Source organism: Mesorhizobium sp. RSR380A, from assembly GCF_054719385.1.
On record NZ_JBTTIB010000001.1, the window covers coordinates 4,495,590 to 4,518,541 of the forward strand.

A 22,952-nucleotide genomic window follows, 5' to 3' on the forward strand; every position below is an offset into this window, starting at 1 on the left:
CAGTGGATGCGCTCAAGATGCCGGTTGGCGGCATCCGCATGGTTCCATGGGAGGAAGATCGTGACCAAAGCTTTATTGAAGTCCACCGTGTTCGCCGCGGCGGGCCTCGGCCTGATGGCGTTTGCTTCGACAGCATCGGCCGCCGGCGTCGGCGCCTGCCTGATCACCAAGACCGACACCAACCCCTTCTTCGTCAAGATGAAGGAGGGCGCGACCGCCAAGGCCAAGGAACTTGGCGTCGACCTCAAGACCTATGCCGGCAAGATCGACGGCGACAGCGAGAGCCAGGTGGCGGCGATCGAAAGCTGCATCGCCGACGGCGTCAAGGGCATCCTGATCACCGCGTCCGACACCAAGGGCATCGTGCCGACGGTGAAGAAGGCGCGTGACGCCGGCCTGCTGGTGATCGCGCTCGATACCCCGCTGGACCCGATCGATGCCGCCGACGCGACCTTCGCGACGGACAATCTGGAAGCCGGCAAGCTGATCGGCGCCTGGGCAGCCGCGACCCTCGGCGACAAGGCCAAGGACGCCAAGATCGGTTTCCTCGACCTGACCCCCTCACAGCCGACCGTGGATGTGCTGCGCGACCAGGGCTTCATGATGGGCTTCGGCATCGACGTGAAGGATCCCAACAAGATCGGCGATGAGGATGATGCCCGCATCGTCGGCCACGACGTCACCAACGGCAATGAAGAAGGCGGCCGCAAGGCGATGGAAAACCTTCTGCAGAAGGACAACTCCATCACCGTCATCCACACCATCAACGAGCCCGCCGCTGTCGGCGCCTACCAGGCGCTCAAGGCGGTCGGTCTCGAAAGCCAGGTGCTGATCGTCTCGGTCGATGGCGGCTGCCCCGGCGTGAAGTCGGTGACCGAAGGCGTCATTGGCGCCACCTCGCAGCAATACCCGCTGCAGATGGCGGCACTCGGCATCGAGGCGATCGCCGCCTTCGCCAAGGACGGCGCCAAGCCGAAGCCGACCGAAGGCAAGAACTTCTTCGACACCGGCGTCAACCTCGTCACCGACAAGCCGGCCAATGGCGTGAAGTCGATCGACACCAAGGAAGGCCTCGCCAAGTGCTGGGGCTGATGGCTGCCTGACAGCCAGCGGCAAGCTGACGGCCGGGGGCTTGATCCCCGGCCGCTTCGGGTGGACGATGCGTCACGCGAATAATCCCGGCAGCAGACCGGACAGGCGCGAGCGGGTATCGGCATGGAGCTGAAGCCCAGGGGAGGAAACATGGCTCAAGCACAGGAATTCGAGAAGGTTCTCTCGAGCAGCGACACAAGCGTTGCCGCCTTTGACGAGCACAAATCGGCCGTCAAGCGCATCCAGCATTTCCTGCACTCCACGCCGGCGGCGGTGCCGCTGATTGTGCTGGTCCTGTCGATCGTAATTTTCGGCATCGCCATTGGCGGGCGTTTCTTCTCATCCTATACGCTGACGCTGATCCTGCAGCAGATCGCCATCGTCGGCATCCTCGGTGCCGCGCAGACACTGGTCATCCTGACCGCCGGCATCGACCTGTCGATCGGCGTGATCATGGTGATTTCGGCCGTGATCATGGGCAATTGCGCGGTCAGCTACGGCATGCCGGCCGTGCTCGCAGTGCCCATCGGGCTTGCCGCCGGCGCAGCCTGCGGCCTGCTCAACGGTTTGCTGGTCGCCTACATGAAGCTGCCGCCGTTCATCGTCACGCTCGGCACCTGGAACATCGTCATGGCGACCAACTTCATCTATTCGGCCAACGAGACGATCCGCGATACCGACGTCGACGCCCAGGCGCCGCTGCTGCATCTCTTTGCCCTGAGTTTCAAGATCGGCACGGCGGTGCTGACACTGGGCGTCATCGCCACGGTCGTGCTCGTTTTGATCCTCTGGTACGTGCTCAATCACACCGCCTGGGGCCGCCACGTCTACGCCGTTGGCGATGATCAGGAGGCGGCGAAGCTGTCTGGCATCCAGACCAAGAAGGTGTTGATGACGGTCTACACCCTTGCCGGGTTGATCGCAGCTTTCGCTGCCTGGGTTTCCATCGGCCGCAACGGCTCGATCTCACCGTCAGCCGCCGTCACCGACTACAACCTGCAGGCGATAACTGCGACGGTGATCGGCGGCATTTCACTGTTCGGCGGGCGCGGCTCAATTCTGGGCACGCTTTTCGGCGCGATGATCGTCGGCGTCGTCTCGATGGGCCTCAACATGCTGGGCGCCGATCCGCAATGGAAGGTGCTGCTCACCGGTGTGCTGATCATCGGCGCCGTGGCGATCGACCAATGGATCAGAAAGGTTTCGGCATGACCGTGGAACCCATCCTCACCGCGCGCGGCCTGATCAAGCGCTATGGCCGTGTCACCGCCCTCGACAATGCCGACTTCGACCTCTACCCCGGCGAAATCCTGGCCGTCATCGGAGACAATGGCGCCGGCAAATCATCGCTGATCAAGGCGATTTCCGGCGCCGCCGTGCCCGACGAAGGCGAGATCCGTCTTGAAGGCAAGGCTGTCGCTTTTAAATCGCCCATGGAGGCGCGCGAGGCGGGCATCGAGACGGTCTACCAAAACCTGGCTTTGTCGCCGGCCCTGTCGATCGCCGACAACATGTTCCTCGGCCGCGAGATCCGCAAACCCGGCTTCCTCGGCGACTGGCTTCGTATGCTCGACCGGCCCGCAATGGAAAAGCGCGCCCGCGACAAGCTCACCGAGCTTGGGCTGATGACCATCCAGAACATCAGCCAGGCGGTGGAAACGCTGTCGGGCGGCCAGCGTCAGGGCGTTGCGGTGGCGCGCGCCGCCGCTTTCGGCAGCCGCGTGGTGATCATGGACGAGCCGACCGCCGCACTCGGCGTCAAGGAGAGCCGCCGCGTGCTGGAACTGATCCTCGACGTCAAGAAACGAGGCCTGCCGATCGTGCTGATCTCGCACAATATGCCGCATGTTTTCGAGGTTGCCGACCGCATCCATATCCATCGGCTCGGCCGCCGCCTCTGCGTCATCGATCCCAAGCAATATACCATGTCCGACGCCGTCGCCTTCATGACGGGAGCGAAGGTTCCGCCGGAGGCTGCACTCGCTGCCTGATCCGCTCGACGGATAAATTGCCGCAGGGGAACTGGCGGCATGCTGGTCTAAATCGATTGAACGTATGTTGCGATGCACTAGGATAGGCTGGGACTGAGAGCGAAAGCCGGTATGATCGCAGCACGATCACGAGAGGCAGTATGACGCGAACAATGACAGCCAAAGCCCCCGATCTCGAAATACCCGATCCCAAGACGCTGGCCGACGAAGTCTTGCTGGCTCTCAAATACCGGGTCGGCAAAGGCACGTCCGTTGCTACGCAATATGATTGGCTGACCGCCTCGATCAAGGTCGTGCGCGACCGCATCGTCGATCACTGGATGCAGGCGACGCAGGAGGCCTACGCCCAGCAGGAAAAGCGCGTCTATTACCTGTCGCTCGAATTCCTCATCGGCCGGCTTATGCGCGATGCCTTCTCCAATCTCGGCCTGATGGACAATATGCGAGAAGCGCTCAAGTCGCTGGGCGTCGACCTGGACCTCATCGCCGGGCTCGAACCGGATGCGGCGCTCGGCAATGGCGGTCTTGGCCGGCTCGCCGCCTGCTTCATGGAAAGCATGGCGACCGTCGACATTCCGGCCCACGGCTACGGCATTCGCTACGCCAACGGTATGTTCCGCCAGGAGATCCATGACGGCTGGCAGGTCGAACTGCCCGAAACCTGGCTCGACCACGGCAACCCCTGGGAGTTCGAGCGGCGGGAGCGTGCCTTCGAGGTCGGCTTCGGCGGCTCGGTGGAATCGATCACCTCCAAGGATGGCCGGCTCGAGCGTCACGTCTGGAAGCCGACCGAGCATGTCCAGGCCGTCGCCTACGACACGCCGGTGGTCGGCTGGCGCGCCAACCGCGTCAACACGCTGCGGCTTTGGTCCGGCATGCCGGTCGATCCGATCCTGCTCGACAAGTTCAACGCCGGCGACCACATCGGCGCGCTGGCCGAAAGCAACAAGGCCGATGCCTTGTCGCGCGTGCTTTACCCCGCCGATTCCCACAAGGCCGGCCAGGAACTGCGGCTGCGGCAGGAATATTTCTTCTCCACCGCGTCGCTGCAGGACATCGTCCAGCGCCATCTCAGCCAGTATGGCGATCTGGCCTCGCTGCCCGACAAGGCGGCGATCCACCTCAATGACACCCATCCGGCGATCGCCGTGCCAGAGCTGATGCGCCTGCTGATGGACGTCCATGGCCTAGATTTCGACCAGGCCTGGGACATCACCAAGCGCACCTTCGGCTACACCAACCACACGCTGCTGCCCGAAGCGCTGGAAAGCTGGCCGGTGCCGCTGTTCGAACGGCTTTTGCCGCGCCACATGCAGATCGTCTACGCCATCAATGCGCAGGTGCTGCTTGAGGCGCGCGCCACCAACCAGTTCTCAAACGAGCAGATCAGCCGCATCTCGCTGATCCAGGAAAATGGCGACCGCCGCGTGCGCATGGGTAACCTGGCCTTTGTCGGCTCGCACTCGATCAATGGCGTGTCGGCGTTGCACACCGAGCTGATGAAGGAGACGGTGTTTGCCGATCTCCACAAGCTCTATCCCGACCGCATCAACAACAAGACCAACGGCATCACGCCACGGCGCTGGCTGATCCAGTGCAATCCAGGCCTCACCGCGCTCGCCCGCGCGGCGATCGGGGACCGTTTCCTCGACGACATCGACGCCATCAAGGAGCTCGAAGCCTTTGCCGGCGATGCCGCCTTCCGCGACAAGTTCGCCGCCGTCAAGCGCTCCAACAAGGTCAAGCTCGCCAATCTGGTCGCAGACCGGCTCGGCATCAAGCTCGACCCGTCGGCGCTGTTCGACATCCAAGTCAAGCGCATCCACGAATACAAGCGCCAGCTGCTCAACATCCTGGAAGCGATCGCGCTCTACGACCAGATCCGCTCGCATCCCGAGCAGGACTGGATGCCGCGCGTCAAATTCTTCGGCGGCAAAGCGGCGCCCAGCTACCACAATGCCAAGCTGATCATCAAACTGGCCAACGACGTCGCCAAGGTCATCAACAGCGACCCGTCGGTGCGCGGGCTGCTGAAAGTGGTGTTCGTGCCGAACTACAATGTCAGCCTGGCCGAGGTGATGATGCCGGCCGCCGACCTGTCCGAGCAGATTTCGACTGCCGGCATGGAGGCGTCGGGCACCGGCAACATGAAGTTCGCGCTGAACGGCGCCTTGACCATCGGCACGCTCGACGGCGCCAATGTCGAGATCAAGGAATGCGTCGGCGACGACAACATCTTCATCTTCGGCCTGAGCACGGCGGAAGTCGCCGAGCGGCGCAGCAATGGCTACAACCCGCGCGCCGTGATCGAGGGCTCCCCTGAATTGGCGCAGGCTGTTGCCGCAGTATCGTCGGGCGTGTTCTCGCCCGACCAGCCGGATCGCTACCGCGAGCTGGTCGACGGTCTCTACAACAGCGATTGGTTCATGGTGGCGGCGGATTTCGACGCCTATGCCGCCGCCCAGCGCGATGTCGACGCCGTCTGGCGCAACAGCCCCGATTGGTACGCGCGCGCTATCCGCAACGTTGCCCGCGTCGGCTGGTTCTCTTCCGATCGCACGATCCGCCAATATGCGAAAGAAATCTGGAACGTGCCCGCCTGATATGATTGCATGAGGCCACGACAATGGGTCTTGTGCACAAGAACTGGTTCCCAGGGAGGGACACCGCCTGATGAAGAAACCGCGCGCGACCGCGACGACGAGCGGGTCGGACGGGCTGGCGCCAGCCGGCGATGTCGCCGCAATTGTTGCAGGCACGCATGGCGATCCTTTTGCAATCCTGGGCGTGCATGATGCCGGCAAGAGCCTGGTTGCCCGCTGCTTCGTCCCCAATGCCGAGTTCGTCACCGCATACACGCTGGCCGGCAAGAACGCCGGCGAACTCACGCGGCGCGACGACGCCGGTTTCTTCGAAGGCAGACTGTCGATCAAGAAGCGCCAGCCGCTGCGGTATCACGCCAAAAATGCCGGCGGCGACTGGTGGCTGACCGATCCCTATTCCTTCGGCCCGGTGCTCGGCCCGATGGACGACTACTATATCGCGCAAGGGTCGCACCTCAGGCTGTTCGACAAGCTCGGCGCCCATCTCCTCGACCATGAAGGCGCGTCGGGCGTCCATTTCGCGGTCTGGGCGCCCAATGCAAGGCGCGTATCCGTGGTCGGCGACTTCAACGAATGGGACGGCCGCCGCCATACGATGCGCGACCGCCGCGACACCGGCATCTGGGAACTGTTCATTCCCGATATCGGCGCCGGCCACCCCTATAAATACGAGATCATTGCCCCGGACGGCGTGCGCCTGCCGCTCAAGGCCGATCCGTTCGCCTTCAAGTCGGAATTGCGCCCGGCCACAGCCTCAGTGACGGCGGTGCCGCCGGCGCATGAATGGGGCGACGAGGCGCATCGCAATTACTGGCGAAAGGCCGATCCCCGGCGCGAAGCCATATCGATCTACGAGGTCCATGCCGGTTCGTGGCAGCAGCACGATGATGGCAGCTTCCTGTCATGGGACGAACTCGCCAACCAGCTGATCCCCTATGCTGTCGAGACCGGCTTCACCCACATCGAGTTCCTGCCGATCTCCGAACATCCCTATGACCCGTCATGGGGTTATCAGACAACCGGACTTTATGCCCCCTCGGCGCGCTTCGGCGACCCCGACGGCTTCGCCCGTTTCGTCGACGGTGCGCACCGCGCCGGCGTCGGCGTCATCCTCGACTGGGTGCCGGCGCATTTCCCGGTCGACGCGCATGGCCTGGCCAATTTCGACGGCACAGCACTTTATGAGCATGCCGACCCGCGCAAGGGTTTTCATCCCGACTGGAACACCGCGATCTACAATTTCGGCCGCCGCGAGGTGGTGTCGTTCCTGGTCAACAATGCGCTGTTCTGGGCCGAGAAATACCATGTCGACGGTTTGCGCGTGGATGCAGTGGCCTCGATGCTCTACCTCGATTATTCGCGCAAGGCTGGCGAATGGATCCCCAACGAGAAAGGCGGCCGCGAAAACCTCGAAGCGGTGTCCTTCCTGCAGAAGATGAACAAGGAGGTCTACGGCCACCATCCCGGCGTGATGACCATCGCCGAGGAATCGACCTCATGGCCGAAGGTCTCGGCGCCGGTGCATGAAGGCGGGCTGGGCTTCGGCTTCAAATGGAACATGGGCTTCATGCACGACACGCTGGAGTATTTCGCCAGGGAGCCGATCTTCCGCAAGCACCACCACAACGACCTGACGTTCGGATTGACCTACGCTTTCTCCGAGAATTTCGTGCTGCCGCTGTCCCATGACGAGGTCGTGCACGGCAAGGGCACGCTGCTCGGCAAGATGGCCGGCGACGACTGGCAGAAGTTCGCGACTTTGCGCGCCTTTTACGCCTTCATGTGGGGGTATCCCGGCAAGAAGCTGTTGTTCATGGGCCAGGAATTCGCCCAGCGCCGCGAGTGGAGCGAGGCGCGCGCGCTCGACTGGAACCTGCTCGACTTCCACCCGCATCGCGGCGTCTGGCAGACGGTGCGCGACCTCAACTATCTCTATCGCTCGCGCCCGGCGCTGCATGCACGAGACTGCGAGCCGGACGGCTTCTCCTGGCTGATCGTCGACGACAAGGAAAACTCGGTCTTCGCCTGGCTGCGCAGCGCGCCCGGCGGCAACCCGATCGCCGTCATTTCCAACTTCACGCCAGTGCCGCGCGACAATTATCGCGTGCCATTGCCCAAGGTCGGCAAATGGCGCGAAATCATCAACACCGACGCTTCGGACTACGGTGGTTCGGGCAAGGGCAATGGCGGTGTGGTCGAAGCCAGGGCGGAAGGAGGAGGCATTTCGGCAACGATGCTTTTGCCGCCGCTGTCGACGATCATGCTTGAACTCGTTGCGGACTAGGTCCGTCGACTCGTTGCGGACCGGGCGATGCTCCAGACTGGTAATTTGGGAGGGTAAAAATGGCAGACTTGAAGAGAACCCAGCCGCTGGCGCGCGATGCCATGGCCTATGTGCTGGCCGGCGGCCGCGGCAGCCGGCTCAAGGAATTGACCGACCGCAGGGCCAAGCCGGCTGTCTATTTCGGCGGCAAGACGCGCATCATCGATTTCGCGCTGTCCAATGCGCTGAATTCCGGCATCCGCCGCCTCGGTGTCGCCACCCAGTACAAGGCGCATTCGCTGATCCGCCACCTGCAGCGCGGCTGGAACTTCCTGCGGCCGGAGCGAAACGAAAGCTTCGACATCCTGCCGGCCAGCCAGCGTGTCTCGGAAACGCAGTGGTATGAAGGCACCGCCGACGCCGTCTACCAGAACATCGATATTATCGAAGCCTATGGCCCCGAATACATGGTCATCCTCGCCGGCGACCACATCTACAAGATGGACTACGAGCTGATGCTGCGTCAGCACGTCGACGCCAATGCCGACGTCACCGTCGGTTGCCTCGAAGTGCCGCGCATGGAAGCGACCGGCTTCGGTGTCATGCATGTCGACGGCAAGGACAACATCATCGCCTTCGTCGAAAAGCCCGCCGACCCGCCCGGCATTCCCGACAAGCCGGAATTCGCGCTGGCCTCCATGGGCATTTATGTCTTCAAGACCAAGTTCCTGATGGAACAACTGCGCCGCGATGCCGCCGAGCCGGGTTCGAGCCGCGACTTCGGCAAGGACATCATCCCCTACATCGTCCAGCACGGTAAGGCGATCGCGCATCGCTTCGCCAAGTCCTGCGTGCGCTCGACGGCCGAGAACGAAGCCTATTGGCGCGATGTCGGCACGGTCGACGCCTACTGGGAAGCCAATATCGACCTGACCGACATCACTCCCGAACTCGACCTCTACGACCGCGACTGGCCGATCTGGACCTATGCCGAATTGAAGCCGCCGGCAAAGTTCGTGCATGACGAGGATGGCCGGCGCGGTTCGGCCGTCTCCTCGCTGGTCTCAGGCGACTGCATCGTCTCGGGTGCTTCGCTGAAGCGCAGCTTGATCTTCACCGGGGCGCGCATCAACTCCTATTCGACGCTGGAAGAGGTCGTCATGCTGCCCGACGTTCATGTCGGCCGGAACGCAAAGTTGAAGCGCGTCGTCATCGACCACGGTGTAAGGATACCGGAAGGGCTGGTGGTTGGCGAAGACCCTGTTCTCGACGCCAAGCGTTTCCGGGTCTCGGAAAAGGGCATCTGCCTGGTCACGCAGGACATGATCGACAAGCTGAAGCTGTAAGACGGGATACCATAAACGCATGCAGGTTCTGTCGGTCACGCCCGAGATATTCCCGCTGATCAAGACCGGCGGACTTGCCGATGTGACCGGTGCATTGCCGATCGCGCTGGCCGCCAAGGGCGTGACCATGCGCACGCTCATCCCCGGCTTTCCCCAGGTGATGGACGCCTTCAAGAAAAAGAAGGCTGTCTACCAATACCCGCTGCTGCAGGGCGGCAAGGCTTCGGTCCATGCCGTCAAGACCGCCGGGCTCGACCTGTTCGTGCTCGACGCGCCGCATCTCTACGACCGTCCCGGCGGCCCTTACGGCAATGCGGCCGGCGCCGATTGGCCCGACAATTGGCGGCGTTTTGCTGCGCTGAGCCAGGTCGGTGGCGATATCGCCGGCGGCGCCATTTCCGGCTACCAGCCGGATCTCGTCCACGCCCATGACTGGCAGTCGGCGATGACGCTGGCCTATATGCGCTACGGCAAGGCGGTCGGCGTGCCGTCGCTGATCACGGTTCACAACCTTGCCTTCCAGGGTCAGTTCGGCGCCGGCATTTTTGGCGAGCTCGGCTTGCCGGCCGCGGCGATGGCGCTCGACGGCGTAGAATACTATGGCGGCGTCGGCTTCCTCAAGGCCGGCCTGCAGGCGGCCTGGGCGATCACCACGGTGAGCCCCACCTATGCCCAGGAAATCCGCTCGCCGGAATTCGGCATGGGCCTCGACGGCCTGATCAATATGCGCTCTTCCGACCTCTACGGCATCGTCAACGGCATCGACACCGACATCTGGAACCCGGAGACCGACAAGCATCTGGTGTCGGCCTACTCCGCCGCGACGCTCAAGGCTCGGCTTCCCAACCGGGCGGTTGTCGAGGACCGCTTCAGCCTCGAGCGCGACGACAGTCCGATCGTCTGCGTCGTCAGCCGGCTGACCTGGCAGAAGGGCATGGACATACTGGCGGCTGTGGTCGACGGCGTCGTCGCCACCGGCGCGCGGCTGGCGATCCTCGGCTCAGGCGACGCCGGCCTGGAAGGCGCGCTGCTGGCTGCCACCGCCCGCCATCGCGGCCGTGTCGGCGTCGTCGTCGGCTATGACGAGGGGCTTTCCCACACCATGCAGGGCGGCTGCGACGCCATCGTCATCCCGTCGCGCTTCGAGCCTTGCGGGCTGACCCAGCTTTACGGCCTACGCTATGGCTGCGTGCCGGTCGTCGCCCGCACCGGCGGCCTTGCCGACACCATCATCGACGCCAATGAAGCAGCGATCTCGGCCGGTGTCGCCACCGGCTTCCAGTTCGCGCCCAATAGTGGCGGCGCCATGCTGCACGCCATCCGCCGGCTGGTCGATGCGCATTCGAGCCCGGCCGTCTGGGAACAGATCCAGCGCCAGGGCATGAAGGCCGATGTCTCCTGGGACAAGAGCGCCGACAAATACGTTGAACTCTACCGCCTGCTGCTTTCGAAAAGGGTTGCCTGAAGCATGATCCGGACCGTCGCCACCAAACCCTATCTCGACCAGAAACCCGGCACGTCCGGCCTGCGCAAGAAGGTGCCTGTCTTTCAGCAGGAGCACTATGCCGAGAACTTCATCCAGTCGATCTTCGACGCGCTGGAGGGCTTTGAGGGCAAGACGCTGGTGATCGGCGGCGACGGCCGCTTCTACAACCGCGAGGTCATCCAGAAGGCCATCGCCATGGCGGCGGCCAACGGCTTCGGCAAGGTGATGGTCGGGCAGGGCGGCATATTGTCGACGCCGGCGGCGTCGCATGTCATCCGCAAATACAAGACCTTCGGCGGCATCATCCTGTCGGCCAGTCACAATCCGGGCGGCCCGCACGAGGATTTCGGCATCAAGTACAATGCCGGCAATGGCGGCCCGGCGCCGGAAAAGCTGACCGACGCGATCTTCGAAAAGACCAAGACGATTTCGAGCTTCAAGACCGCCGACATCGACCAGATCGACATCGACAAGATCGGCACGGTGACCGCCGGCGGCATGGCGGTCGAGATTATCGACCCGGTCACCGACTATGCCGAATTGATGGAGAGCCTGTTCGACTTCGACGCCATCCGCGCCAATTTCAAATACGGCTTCCGCATGCGCTTCGACGCCATGCATGCGGTCACCGGCCCGTATGCCAAGGAAATCCTCGAGCGCCGGCTCGGCGCGGAGAATGGCACCTGCCGCAACTACAAGCCGCTGCCGGATTTTGGCGGCCATCACCCGGATCCGAACCTGGTCCACGCCAAGCATCTCTATGACGAGATGATGGGACCGGATGCGCCCGATTTCGGCGCCGCTTCCGACGGCGACGGTGACCGCAATCTCATCATCGGCAAGGGCATTTTCGTCACCCCGTCGGATTCGGTGGCCATGCTTGCCGCCAATGCGCAATTGGCGCCGGGCTACAAGGACGGGCTCAAAGGCATCGCCCGCTCGATGCCGACCAGCGGCGCTGCCGACCGCGTCGCCGAACAGCTCGGCATCGGCATCTACGAAACGCCGACCGGTTGGAAGTTCTTCGGCAATCTGCTCGATGCCGGCATGGCAACGATCTGCGGCGAGGAAAGCGCCGGCACCGGCTCGAACCATGTCCGTGAAAAGGACGGGCTGTGGGCGGTGCTGTTGTGGCTGAACATCCTGGCCGTGCGCGGCGAAAGCTGCAAGGACGTCGTCACCGAACATTGGGCGACCTACGGCCGCAATTACTATTCACGTCATGACTATGAGGAGGTCGAAACCGAGCGCGCCAACGCCCTGGTCGACGAGTTGCGCGCCAAGCTGACCTCGCTGCCCGGCACCAGCGTGCGCGGCCTGAAGATCGCCAATGCCGACGACTTCGCCTATCACGATCCGGTCGACGGTTCGGTGAGCAAGAACCAGGGCATCCGCATCCTGTTCGAAGGCGGCTCGCGTGTCGTGTTTCGTTTGTCCGGCACCGGCACGTCGGGTGCTACGCTGCGCGTCTACATCGAGCGCTACGAGCCGGACAGAGCGCGGCATGATCTCGACACGCAAGAGGCGCTCGCCGACCTGATCGCGGCTGCCGATGATATCGCCGGGATCAAGAGCCACACCGGGCGCAACAAGCCGAGCGTGATTACTTGAGGGTGGTGACGTCTTTACCCTCGCCCTTGTGGGGAGGGTCGATCCGCGCAGCGGATCGGGTTGGGGGTGCTCGTAAAGCGCTTTCCCCGCGCCGACCCCCACCCCGCTCACTTCGTTCGCGACCCTCCCCACAAGGGGGAGGGTGGAGGATGCGCCGATGACCCAGCTCGGCGCAACGGTCACTCCCGAAGGCATCCGCTTCGCCGCCTGGTCGTCGTCCGCGCGGCGCCTGTGGGTGTCGATCTTCGACGACACCGGCGCCCGCGAAATCGACCGGCTCGAACTCCAGCCGGAAAGCGAAGGCGTCCATGCGCTGTTCGTCGCCGGCCTTGCCGCGGGTACGCGCTACGGCTTTCGCGCCGACGGCGAATATGCGCCGGAGCGCGGGCTGTGGTTCGATCCCGACAAGCTGCTCACCGATCCCTACGCCGTCGAGATCGACCGGCCCTACCAGCATCATTGGCGGCTTGCCGCCCGGCGCAACGAAGGCGCCGACACCGCGCCACTGATGCCGAAGACCATCGCGCGGGCTCAACCGAAGCCGCTGCCGGCCAAGCCGCCTTTGTTCCAGCCAGGCGGCCTGATCTACGAACTCAACGTCCGCTCCTTCACCAGGCTGCATCCGGACGTACCGGAAGCGCAGCGCGGCACCATTGCAGCCCTTGCCCATCCGGCTATCGTCGAACATCTCAAGAAGATCGGCGTCTCCGCCGTTGAGCTAATGCCCGTGACGGCATGGGTCGATGAGCGCCATTTGCCGCCGCTGGGCCTCAGCAATGCTTGGGGCTACAACCCAGTCACCTTCATGGCGCTCGACCCGCGCCTGGCGCCCGGCGGCATCGCCGAGTTGCGCGATACTGTGGGGGTGCTGCGCAGGGCTGGCATTGGCACCATCCTCGATCTCGTCTTCAATCATACCGGCGAAAGTGACCGGCTCGGGCCGACGCTGTCGCTGCGCGGCCTCGACAATCAAGCCTACTACCGCAGCGAGCCGGACGGCAGGTTGGCCAACGATACCGGCACCGGCAATACCATTGCCTGCGACCATCCGGTCGTTCGCGACATGGTACTCGACACGCTGCGCCATTTCGTCCGCCATGCCGGCGTCGACGGTTTCCGCTTCGACCTGGCGCCGGTCCTCGGCCGCGTCGCTGGCGTATTCGATCCGGCGGCCCCGTTGCTCGAGACCATCGCAACCGATCCCATCCTTGCCGACAGGGTGCTGATTGCCGAGCCGTGGGACATCGGCCCGAATGGCTATCAGCTCGGCAATTTCCGGCCGCCTTACCTCGAATGGAACGACCGCTACCGCGACGACGTCAGGCGCTTCTGGCGCGGCGATGCCGGCACGGTCGGTGCGCTGGCGACAAGGCTCGCCGGCTCCTCCGATGTGTTCGGCAGGGAGGGCCAATCCGCCAGCCGCACGGTCAACTACATCGCCGCACACGATGGCATGACGCTGGCCGATATCGTCGCCTATGAAGCCAAACACAACCAGGCCAATGGCGAGAAGAACCGCGACGGCCACAATGAGAACCTGTCCTGGAACAACGGCGTCGAGGGCGAAACCTCGGACAAGGCGATTGCCGAGGCCCGTTCCCATGATCGCTTCGCGCTGCTCGCCACTCTGTTTGCCTCGCGCGGCACCATCATGCTGACGGCGGGCGATGAATTCGGCCGCACACAAGGGGGCAACAACAACGCCTATGCGCAGGACAACGCCATCACCTGGCTCGACTGGGCCGGGCGCGACGTCGGGCTGGAAGCCCGTGTGTCGGCGCTCGCAGCTCTGCGCGGCGCGGTGCCGGCGCTTTCCGATACGCGCTTCCTGACCGGAGAGCCGCCGGACGGTTCTGATGTGCCCGACGTCGCGTGGCTGACCGAGACCGGCGCGCCACTCGGCGAAGCCGACTGGAACGATGGCTCGCGCCATCGCCTCGTCATGCTGCTCGGCGATGGCGGGGAAGGCCGCCTGGCTGTGATCGTCAATGGCGATCGCCGCCAATGCGTCTTCACGCTGCCCGCGCGGCAAGGGTTTGAATGGCAGCCGGCTGTTGAAGCGCAAGCGGTCGACCTCGCGTGGCCGCTGCCCGGCCGCAGTGTCAGTTTCATGATCGAGCGCCGGACCGCAAAGGCCCGCGCCAGGAAGGGTCCGTGATGGCCGACGACAATGCCCAGCCGGGAGCCGAACAGCGCGCCGACTGGTGGCGCGGCTGCGTCATCTACCAGATCTATCCTCGCTCCTTCCAGGACACCACCGGCGACGGCAGCGGCGACCTCTCAGGCATCACCTCACGGCTGGCGCACGTCGCCTCGCTCGGCGTCGACGCCGTCTGGCTGTCGCCCTTCTTCAAATCGCCAATGGCCGATATGGGCTACGACGTCTCCGACTATCAGGCGGTCGATCCGATGTTCGGCACGCTCGACGACTTCGACGCGCTGGTTGCCGAGGCGCACAGGCTCGGCCTGAAGGTGATCATCGATCAGGTGTTGTCGCACTCCTCCGACAAGCACGAATGGTTTGTAGAGAGCCGTGCCAGCAAGGATAATCCCAAGGCCGACTGGTATGTCTGGGCCGACACCAGGCCGGACGGCAACGCGCCCAACAACTGGCTGTCGGTTTTCGGCGGCCCGGCCTGGGAATGGGACGCCACCCGCCGGCAATACTACATGCACAATTTCCTCGCCTCGCAGCCGGACCTCAACTTCCACAATCCTGAGGTTCAGGACGCGTTGCTGGAGACGGTGCGGTTCTGGCTCGAGCGCGGCGTCGACGGCTTCCGCCTGGATACGGTCAACTACTATGTCCATGACCGCTGGCTGCGCAGCAATCCGCCGCTGGCGTCGAGCGTCGCCGGCACCAATGGCGAAACCAACACCTATCTCTTCCAGGAGCATCTGTTCGACAAGACGCAACCGGAAAACCTCGGTTTCCTCAGGCGCTTCCGCGCTTTGCTCGACGAATATGACGGCCGCGCCAGTGTCGGCGAGGTCGGCGACGAAGGCCGCTCGCTGCAGACGCTGGCCGCCTACACATCCGGCGGCGACAAGCTCAACATGTGCTACACCTTCGACCTGCTCGGCCCGCAATTCTCAGCCGCCCATGTGCGCGGCTGTGTCGAGGCCTTCGAGGCAGCTGTCGCCGACGGCTGGGTCTGCTGGGCGTTCTCCAACCACGATGTCGTGCGCCATGTCAGCCGCTGGACGCGGCCGGAGGGCGATCCAGATGCGGTGGCGACATTCGCTATCGCTTTGCTCTCCTGCCTGCGCGGCTCGATCTGTCTCTACCAAGGCGAAGAGCTTGGGCTGGAGGAGGCGGAACTGACCTTCGAGGATCTGCGCGATCCCGTCGGCATCCGTTTCTGGCCGGGGGTCAAGGGCAGGGACGGCTGCCGCACACCGATGGTGTGGGAGGCGGGCGCCGACAATGCCGGTTTTTCCTCGGGAAAACCCTGGCTGCCGGTGCCGGAAAGCCACCGCGCTCGGGCGGTCGATATCCAGAACGCCGACGACAAGTCCGTGCTCGCCGGCTACCGGACGATGCTCGCTTTGCGCAAGGCGCATCCGGCACTGGTCAAGGGCCCGATCCGCTTTCTCGATACCGACGGCGATGTCCTTGCCTTCATCCGGCTGGGCGAGGACGAGATATTGCTCTGCGTCTTCAATTTCGCCGACAAGCCGGCCGACTGGCGACTGCCGCCGGATCTGCAGCCTGTCGAGGCGATCGCTCTGGGTGGCGGTGCCGTCCTGCAGGAGGAGGGGCTGTCGCTGCCGGCCCTGGGCTGGTTTGTCGGCAAGGTAGGCTGATCTTTCAGGGACGCCGTCCGGCTTCAAAAAAGATCGTGTCCGCATGCAACCGTGCCGAGTGATCCGTGCAACGCCACCGGCGCCACGTTTTTCATTTTCGGGCTTCTTCGGTACTTTCGTCAAGCTTGGCCACGAACGGCGTTCCAGGAACGTTTCCAGGTGGTTGCGCTAATGACAACTGCTGCGGGCAAACCTCAAAATTGCAGCGCAACCACAAGCTGCACCCAATTGAACCTGGTAATATAGATTAGCTATGGCTGGTTTAGCGTGAGGATGCTCACTTAGCGTCAAGCAAGACTCGGTTGAAATAATATTTCCGTCTGTCTAGTCTCCTGCCACCAGCTGCCGGAACGGGAACCGGCGGCGCGCTCGAAGGGGCCAGAAATCGGTTCCGGGGCGTCAACACTCGTAAGGCGCAGCCGATGGGCAGCGCCACAGGGAGAGACTTCATGCTGAAAAATATGCTGAAGGCGACGCTTGTCGCCGCGACCATGACCTTTGCCGCAGGCACGTTCCTGACGCCGGCCCTTGCCGAGACCGTCTATAACAGAGGCAGTGCCGCCGAAGCGGAGACGGTCGATCCGCACAAGACCTCGACCGTCTACGAAGCCGATATCATACGCGACCTGTTCCAGGGACTGGTCATGCACGATCAGAAGACGAACCTCATCCCGGGCGCCGCCGAAAGCTGGACGGTATCTGATGACGGCACCGTCTACACCTTCAAGCTGCGCAAGGACGGCTTGTGGTCGGATGGCAGCCCGGTGACGGCGGACGACTTCGTTTATTCCTTCCGTAGGCTGGAGGATCCGGCGACCGCCGCCGAATACGCTTCCATGCTCTATCCCGTGAAGAACGCCGAGGAAGTCAACACCAAGAAAGGCAAGCCCGAGGACATGGGCGTCAAGGCGATCGACGCCAACACCCTGGAAGTGACGCTGAAGGCGCCGACGCCATACTTCCTGGAGATGCTGACCCACCAGGCTACCTACCCGGTCAACAAGGCCTCGATCGACAAGCTCGGCGCCGACTGGATCAAGGCGGGCAATCTCGTTTCGAACGGCGCCTATACATTGGCCGAGTGGATTCCCAACGACCACATGAAGCTGGTCAAGAATCCGAAATTCTGGGATGCCGCGACCGTCAAGATGGACGTCGTCAACTACATCCCGACCGAAGACCGCTCTTCGGCGATGAAGCGCTTCGAGGCAGGCGAACTCGACAGCTACGGCGACCTGCCGACCGAACAGCTCGCTGACCTCAAGACCAAGTTCGGCGATCAGGTCCGCGTCGGACCGTATCTCGGCACCTATTATTACGCGATCAAGACCGACAAGGCGCCCTGGGACAATGTCGAGCTGCGCAACGCCATCTCGATGGCTATCGACCGCGACTTCCTGGCCGAAAAGGTCTGGCAGAATTCCATGCTGCCTGGTTATTCGATGGTGCCTCCGGGCATCGCCGGCTACACGCCGGCAATGGCCAAATACGCCGACATGCCGCAGATCGACCGCGAGGACGCCGCCAAGAAGATCCTTGAGAAACTCGGCTATACGCCCGAGCATCCGCTGAAGATGGAGATCCGCTACAACACCTCGGAAAACCACAAGAACACCGCGGTTGCCATCCAGGAACAGTTGAAGCCGCTTGGCGTCGAGATCACGCTGCTCAACACCGATACCAAGACCCACTATTCCTTCCTCGAGCAGAAGGGCAACTACGACGTGGCGCGTGCCGCCTGGATCGCCGACTACAAGGATCCCGAGACCTTCCTCGGCATCACCCGCAAGGCCAGCGGCAACAACTATTCGAACTACGTCAGCCCGGCATATGAGGCGGCCATGGACAAGGCCGCGGCTGCCGGCGGCAAGCCGGAAGAGCGCATGAAGGACCTCACTGAGGCCGAGCGCATCCTTGTCGATGACGTCGGCAACATTCCGCTTCTCTACTACAGCTTCCACGATATCGTTTCCTCGAAGCTGCATGGCTTCGATGACAATGTGATGGACATCCATCCGTCCCGCTTCGTCTCCAAGGACTGATAATCATCCTTGACTGGACCGCCGCGCCCCATTTGGGCGCGGCGGACTGGTCGGTCATCGCACCGGTCCGAAAGTCGTGGTCGATTTTCGGCAAGCCCGGTGCGAAGATTTGGCGCCGGAGCGTGGCAATGCGTCCGCATGGACGTATGTCGCTCTGGCCGAAGCGGGGCGCCGATGCTGCGATACATCTTACGGCGGCTTCTGACCGCCATTCCGACGCTGTTCGTCATCGTGACCATGGCGTTCTTCCTGATACGCGTCGCACCGGGCGGCCCCTTCAATCAGGAGCGGGGCCTCAGTCCCGAGATCAGGGCCAATCTGGAAGCACAGTTCGGCCTCGACGATCCGCTCTGGCTGCAATATGCCCACTATCTCGGCAATCTTCTGCGCGGCAATTTCGGGCCGAGCTACAATTTGCCTGACTTCACCGTCACCGAACTGTTTGCCAAGGGGCTGCCGATATCGGTCCAGCTCGGCACCTCGGCGCTGATCCTGGCGCTGCTGCTTGGTTCGGTGCTCGGCACCATCGCCGCGCTCAACCAGAACAAGCTTGGCGACTATACGGTGATTGCGCTGGCGACCGCCGGCAGCACTATCCCCACCTTCGTCATCGCTCCTGTGATTCAGTTGGTGTTCGGATTGACCTGGAAGCTGTTGCCGATCGGCGGCTGGGGTGATGGCGCATTGATCAACAAGATCGGCCCGGTGCTGACGCTGGCCTTGCCGCAGATCGCCATCGTTGCCCGCCTGATGCGCGGGTCGATGATCGAGAGCTTGCGTTCGCATCATATCCGAACGGCGCGTGCGCTCGGCCTCTCCGGCTGGTCGGTGGTGGTCAAGCACGCGCTGCGCGGCGCCATCCTGCCGATCGTTTCCTTCACCGGCCCGGCAGCCGCGGCGCTGCTCACCGGTTCGGTCATCGTCGAGACCATCTTCTCCATTCCCGGTGTCGGCCGCTATTTCGTCGATGCCGCGCTCAACCGCGACTACACGCTGGTGATGGGGACCGTGGTGGTGATCGCGCTCTTCACCATCGTCTTCAACCTGATCGTCGACGTCATGTACGCGGTCGTCGACCCGAGGGTACGCTATGACTGAGGGTGCGCTATGACTGACATCACAGCCGCCGCCGCTCCGCCGGCCGTCGTCGGCCGCTCGCTCTGGGGCGACGCATGGGCGCGCCTCAAAGCCAACCGCGCCGCCATGTTCAGCCTCTATTACCTGGCCTTCATTGGCGTCATCAGCATCTTCGGCCCCTGGTTCGTGCCGCATCAGTACACCACCATCTATGCCGACTATGTGCGCACGCCACCAAGCTTTTCAGCCTATCCGAAGCCGGACATGATCGAGACGGCGCTCAAGGATGCCATCAAGCGCATGCGCGTCGACATCAAGGAGTGGAAACTGGACGGCAGTCGCGTCACCGTCACCGTCACCTCGACCAAACCGATCGACGACCGCAACATCCGCTATCTCGACCGCTCCGATGCCTTCGACGATACCAAGATAGAGAGCAAATCGGCCGACGGGCTCGAATTGACTATGACTGCGTCGGTCAAACAGCAGTACTTCCTGTTCGGCACCGACAACACCGGTCGCGATCTTCTCTCGCGAACGCTGATGGCAGGGCGCATCTCGCTGGCCATCGGCCTGCTTGCCGGCATTGTCGCGGTGGTCATCGGCGTCCTCTACGGGGCGGCGGCCGGCTTTTCCGGCGGCAAGATCGACGAGGTGATGATGCGCATCGTCGACGTGCTCTATTCCTTGCCCTTCATTTTCTTTGTCATCATGCTGGTGGTGTTCTTCGGCCGCAACTTCGTGCTGATGTTCCTGGCGGTGGGGGCGGTGCTGTGGCTCGACATGGCGCGCATCGTGCGCGGCCAGGCGCTGTCGATCCGGCGGCAGGAGTATGTCCAGGCGGCCGAAGCCATGGGCGTCGGCCAGCGCGGCATCCTGCTGCGCCACGTCATCCCCAATCTGCTCGGACCAGTGGTGATCTACATGACGCTGCTGGTGCCGCAGGTCATCATCCTGGAAAGCTTCCTGTCTTTCCTTGGCCTTGGCGTGCAGGAACCGATGACCAGCTGGGGCGTGCTCATCTCCGTCGGCGCCAAGAACATCGGCACCGCCAACTGGCTGCTTTTGTTCCCCGCCTTCTTCCTCGTCTCGACGCTGTTTGCGCTGAATTTCGTCGGCGACGGCCTGCGCGACGCGCTCGATCCAAGAGACCGATGAAGATGGGACGATAAAGATGGGGACCGATAATATGCGGACCGTTGCGATGGAAGCGCCCGAAACGATCCTCAGCGTCAAGGACCTTCGCGTCCGCTTCCGCACGCTCGACGGCGCGGTCGAAGCGGTCAAAGGCATCAACATCCACGTCAAGGCAGGGGAAACCGTAGCCGTGGTCGGCGAATCCGGCTCCGGCAAGAGCCAGACCATGATGGCGGCGATGAGCCTGCTGGCGTCCAACGGCGAGGCGACGGGGCACGTCGATTATCGCGGCCGCAACCTTTTGACCATGAGCAAGCCCGACCTCAACAAGGTGCGCGGCGCCAAGATCAGCATGATCTTCCAGGAGCCGATGACCTCGCTCGATCCGCTCTATTCGATCGGCAACCAGCTGATCGAACCAATCCGCAAGCACCGCGGGCTGAACGCAGCCGAGGCACGGAACGAGGCGCTCAAGCTGCTGCGGCTTGTGCATATTCCCGATCCCGAGCGGCGGATGAAATCCTATCCGCACGAAATGTCGGGTGGCCAGCGCCAGCGCGTCATGATCGCCATGGCATTGGCCAACGACCCCGACATCCTGATCGCCGACGAGCCGACGACGGCGCTCGACGTCACCATCCAGGCGCAGATCCTGGTGCTGCTCGCCGAATTGCAGCGCAAGCTCGGCATGGCCATCGTCTTCATCACCCACGATCTCGGCATCGTCCGGCGCTTTGCCGACCGCGTCTATGTCATGCGATATGGCGAGGTGGTCGAGGAAGGCGAGGCGGAAGCACTTTTCGCCAACCCGCAGCATGCCTATACCAAAATGCTGCTGGCCGCCGAACCGACCGGCACAAAGGCGGCGCCGCCGCCCAGCGCTCCGGTGCTGCTGGAGGGCCGCAATGTCGAAGTGACCTTCAAGATCGGCGGCGGCTTCCTTGCCGGCGAACCGCTGCTGCTACGCGCCGTCGATCACATTTCGATCCGGCTGAAGCGCAACCAGACCATCGGTATCGTCGGCGAGTCCGGTTCGGGAAAATCGACGCTCGGCCGCGCACTTCTGCGCCTGTTGCCCAGCGACGGTGTCATCCGCTTCGGCGACCGCGACATCTCCACCGCCGACCGCCAGGCGATGCGGCCGCTGCGACGTGAGATGCAACTCGTCTTCCAGGATCCGTTCGGCTCGCTGTCGCCGCGCATGACCGTCGGCCAGATCATCACCGAAGGGCTTCTGGTGCATGAGCCGAACCTGTCAGGTAAGCAACGCGATCAGCGCGCCGTCGAGGCCTTGCTCGAGGTCGGCCTCGACCCCAACGCACGCAACCGCTACCCGCACGAATTCTCCGGCGGCCAGCGCCAGCGCATCGCCATCGCGCGTGCCGTGATCCTGAAGCCCAAACTGGTGGTGCTGGACGAGCCGACTTCGGCGCTCGACCGCTCGGTGCAGAAGCAGATCGTCGAATTGCTGCGCAAGCTGCAGGCCGACCACGAACTGTCCTACCTCTTCATCAGCCACGATCTCTCCGTGGTGCGCGCCATGGCCGACTACATCATCGTCATGAGGCAGGGCAAGATCGTCGAGGAAGGCCCGACGGAAGAGATCTTCAGCAACCCGCAGGCCGCCTACACCCAGACGCTGATGGCTGCGGCGATCGATGTCACGCGCTTCAGGCTGAGTGCTTAAGGCGTGACGTTCAGCAGATAGTCAGGGTAGGGCCAGTTCGCTTAGCCCGCTGACCTGGGGCATCTGTTGGCCCTTGTCGCGACAATGGCCTCTTGCCGCTGCTTCAGCAGTTCGATTCTGGCCGTCTCACGCTTGGCCACTGCGCTCTTCACGCGCGTGCCGCCGAGCAGCCAGTTCGGCACGCTGGTGTTGGCGACCTTGCCGCGGGTGATGGCGGTTTGCGAGATGTCGCGCGCGGTATCGCCTACGGCGGTGTTGAGCTCGGCGCATGTCATGCTGTCGTATTTCGCCGGGTTCACCGCGCTGCCCAGCGATGAGCAGCCTGCCATCAGGAAAAGAACAAGCATCGCTGACAGCCGGCCTGCGCTTGAAATAAACAAATTCATCTTCCGCAAACCTCGTTCCGGGCCGCTGTCTCGGCGGCATTCCTATTATCGAGTTAGCGCGGATGGTTGTCGCGTCAAAACACCATGCTGACAGCGACGCCGACGCGGCCGGTTTGCATCAAGCTATCTTGTGGGTCGGGAGAACAAACACCTAAGTGTCTGTTTTTTCTGGTCGGAGTGGCAGGATTTGAACCTGCGACCCCCTCGTCCCGAACGAGGTGCGCTACCAGGCTGCGCTACACTCCGTGACCAGACCGCGGGCTTATAGCTGCCACATACCGTTCCCGCAAGCGGCAATGGCAGCGCTTCTGTCGCATTTCGTTGGCTTTCGTCGGGCATTGCCGCAAAGCTTGGATTTCCCGCCCGGGATAAACCCCGCTTAAAGCCTTGTGTGCTAGGCAGCAGCCTCGATAAATCGTGTTTT

General features: G+C 63.1%; 15 protein-coding genes and 1 tRNA gene. 14 read left to right on the plus strand and 2 right to left on the minus strand.

The window, feature by feature from the left end:
- Positions 1-114 precede the first annotated feature (114 nt).
- The 14 genes from ACYG9Z_RS21580 to ACYG9Z_RS21645 all read left to right on the plus strand — a co-directional run bounded on the left by ACYG9Z_RS21580 (position 115) and on the right by ACYG9Z_RS21645 (position 22,142).
- Complete coding sequence (locus ACYG9Z_RS21580) at positions 115-1,092, plus strand: sugar ABC transporter substrate-binding protein (protein ID WP_084566338.1); 978 nt, start codon at positions 115-117, stop codon at positions 1,090-1,092.
- Between the two features lie 150 nt (positions 1,093-1,242).
- Positions 1,243-2,304 carry an ABC transporter permease gene (locus tag ACYG9Z_RS21585; protein ID WP_023670725.1) on the plus strand — a complete coding sequence of 354 codons (1,062 nt, stop codon included), beginning with the start codon at positions 1,243-1,245 and terminating at the stop codon, positions 2,302-2,304.
- Positions 2,301-3,083: an ATP-binding cassette domain-containing protein gene (locus ACYG9Z_RS21590; protein WP_023670726.1), complete on the plus strand. Its 783-nt coding sequence runs from the start codon at positions 2,301-2,303 to the stop codon at positions 3,081-3,083. The genes ACYG9Z_RS21585 and ACYG9Z_RS21590 overlap by 4 nt, the downstream gene beginning before the upstream one ends.
- A 140-nt stretch (positions 3,084-3,223) precedes the next feature.
- Positions 3,224-5,686 (plus strand): glycogen/starch/alpha-glucan phosphorylase, encoded by a 2,463-nt coding sequence (locus ACYG9Z_RS21595; protein ID WP_023752776.1) that lies wholly within the window; start codon positions 3,224-3,226, stop codon positions 5,684-5,686.
- Between the two features lie 70 nt (positions 5,687-5,756).
- A complete protein-coding gene (glgB, locus tag ACYG9Z_RS21600; protein WP_023752775.1) occupies positions 5,757-7,970 on the plus strand; it encodes a 1,4-alpha-glucan branching protein GlgB in 2,214 nt (737 codons plus the stop codon).
- Positions 7,971-8,029: 59 nt separating this feature from the next.
- The gene (gene glgC, locus ACYG9Z_RS21605; RefSeq protein WP_023670729.1) at positions 8,030-9,295 is read left to right on the plus strand and encodes a glucose-1-phosphate adenylyltransferase; all 1,266 of its coding nucleotides are present in this window, start codon (positions 8,030-8,032) and stop codon (positions 9,293-9,295) included.
- Positions 9,296-9,314: 19 nt separating this feature from the next.
- A complete protein-coding gene (gene glgA / locus ACYG9Z_RS21610) occupies positions 9,315-10,760 on the plus strand; it encodes a glycogen synthase GlgA (protein ID WP_023752774.1) in 1,446 nt (481 codons plus the stop codon).
- Between the two features lie 3 nt (positions 10,761-10,763).
- On the plus strand, positions 10,764-12,392 hold the full coding sequence (locus ACYG9Z_RS21615) for an alpha-D-glucose phosphate-specific phosphoglucomutase (RefSeq protein WP_023752773.1): 1,629 nt from the start codon (positions 10,764-10,766) through the stop codon (positions 12,390-12,392).
- A gap of 157 nt (positions 12,393-12,549) precedes the next feature.
- Positions 12,550-14,550, plus strand: coding sequence for a glycogen debranching protein GlgX (glgX, locus tag ACYG9Z_RS21620; RefSeq protein WP_023752772.1), 2,001 nt, complete (start codon positions 12,550-12,552; stop codon positions 14,548-14,550).
- Entirely contained in the window at positions 14,550-16,199 is a 1,650-nt protein-coding gene (bglA, locus tag ACYG9Z_RS21625) for a beta-galactosidase BglA (RefSeq protein WP_023752771.1), read from the plus strand. The genes glgX and bglA overlap by 1 nt, the downstream gene beginning before the upstream one ends.
- A gap of 449 nt (positions 16,200-16,648) precedes the next feature.
- Entirely contained in the window at positions 16,649-18,241 is a 1,593-nt protein-coding gene (locus tag ACYG9Z_RS21630) for a peptide ABC transporter substrate-binding protein (protein WP_023670734.1), read from the plus strand.
- A gap of 174 nt (positions 18,242-18,415) precedes the next feature.
- Complete coding sequence (locus tag ACYG9Z_RS21635; RefSeq protein ID WP_023752770.1) at positions 18,416-19,339, plus strand: ABC transporter permease subunit; 924 nt, start codon at positions 18,416-18,418, stop codon at positions 19,337-19,339.
- A gap of 9 nt (positions 19,340-19,348) precedes the next feature.
- Complete coding sequence (locus tag ACYG9Z_RS21640; RefSeq protein WP_023670736.1) at positions 19,349-20,476, plus strand: ABC transporter permease; 1,128 nt, start codon at positions 19,349-19,351, stop codon at positions 20,474-20,476.
- Between the two features lie 46 nt (positions 20,477-20,522).
- A complete protein-coding gene (locus ACYG9Z_RS21645) occupies positions 20,523-22,142 on the plus strand; it encodes an ABC transporter ATP-binding protein (protein WP_023752769.1) in 1,620 nt (539 codons plus the stop codon).
- A 41-nt stretch (positions 22,143-22,183) separates the two neighbouring features.
- Here the strand turns inward: ACYG9Z_RS21645 and ACYG9Z_RS21650 are convergent, their stop codons facing one another.
- Both ACYG9Z_RS21650 and ACYG9Z_RS21655 read right to left on the minus strand, forming a co-directional pair.
- On the minus strand, positions 22,184-22,489 hold the full coding sequence (locus tag ACYG9Z_RS21650; RefSeq protein ID WP_245259959.1) for a hypothetical protein: 306 nt from the start codon (positions 22,487-22,489) through the stop codon (positions 22,184-22,186).
- A gap of 208 nt (positions 22,490-22,697) precedes the next feature.
- Positions 22,698-22,774, minus strand: a tRNA-Pro gene (locus ACYG9Z_RS21655).
- Positions 22,775-22,952: the final 178 nt, after the last annotated feature.

Bases quoted from the DNA above. Each gene is read 5' to 3' on its own strand.
- ACYG9Z_RS21630 (WP_023670734.1), top strand. From the start codon at position 16,649: ATGCTGAAAAATATGCTGAAGGCGACGCTTGTCGCCGCGACCATGACC.
- glgA (WP_023752774.1), top strand. From the start codon at position 9,315: ATGCAGGTTCTGTCGGTCACGCCCGAGATATTCCCGCTGATCAAGACC.
- ACYG9Z_RS21615 (WP_023752773.1), top strand. From the start codon at position 10,764: ATGATCCGGACCGTCGCCACCAAACCCTATCTCGACCAGAAACCCGGC.
- ACYG9Z_RS21650 (WP_245259959.1), bottom strand. From the start codon at position 22,489: ATGCTTGTTCTTTTCCTGATGGCAGGCTGCTCATCGCTGGGCAGCGCG.
- ACYG9Z_RS21595 (WP_023752776.1), top strand. From the start codon at position 3,224: ATGACGCGAACAATGACAGCCAAAGCCCCCGATCTCGAAATACCCGAT.
- ACYG9Z_RS21580 (WP_084566338.1), top strand. From the start codon at position 115: ATGGCGTTTGCTTCGACAGCATCGGCCGCCGGCGTCGGCGCCTGCCTG.
- ACYG9Z_RS21590 (WP_023670726.1), top strand. From the start codon at position 2,301: ATGACCGTGGAACCCATCCTCACCGCGCGCGGCCTGATCAAGCGCTAT.
- glgB (WP_023752775.1), top strand. From the start codon at position 5,757: ATGAAGAAACCGCGCGCGACCGCGACGACGAGCGGGTCGGACGGGCTG.
- glgC (WP_023670729.1), top strand. From the start codon at position 8,030: ATGGCAGACTTGAAGAGAACCCAGCCGCTGGCGCGCGATGCCATGGCC.
- ACYG9Z_RS21635 (WP_023752770.1), top strand. From the start codon at position 18,416: ATGCTGCGATACATCTTACGGCGGCTTCTGACCGCCATTCCGACGCTG.
- ACYG9Z_RS21585 (WP_023670725.1), top strand. From the start codon at position 1,243: ATGGCTCAAGCACAGGAATTCGAGAAGGTTCTCTCGAGCAGCGACACA.
- ACYG9Z_RS21640 (WP_023670736.1), top strand. From the start codon at position 19,349: ATGACTGACATCACAGCCGCCGCCGCTCCGCCGGCCGTCGTCGGCCGC.
- glgX (WP_023752772.1), top strand. From the start codon at position 12,550: ATGACCCAGCTCGGCGCAACGGTCACTCCCGAAGGCATCCGCTTCGCC.
- ACYG9Z_RS21645 (WP_023752769.1), top strand. From the start codon at position 20,523: ATGGAAGCGCCCGAAACGATCCTCAGCGTCAAGGACCTTCGCGTCCGC.
- bglA (WP_023752771.1), top strand. From the start codon at position 14,550: ATGGCCGACGACAATGCCCAGCCGGGAGCCGAACAGCGCGCCGACTGG.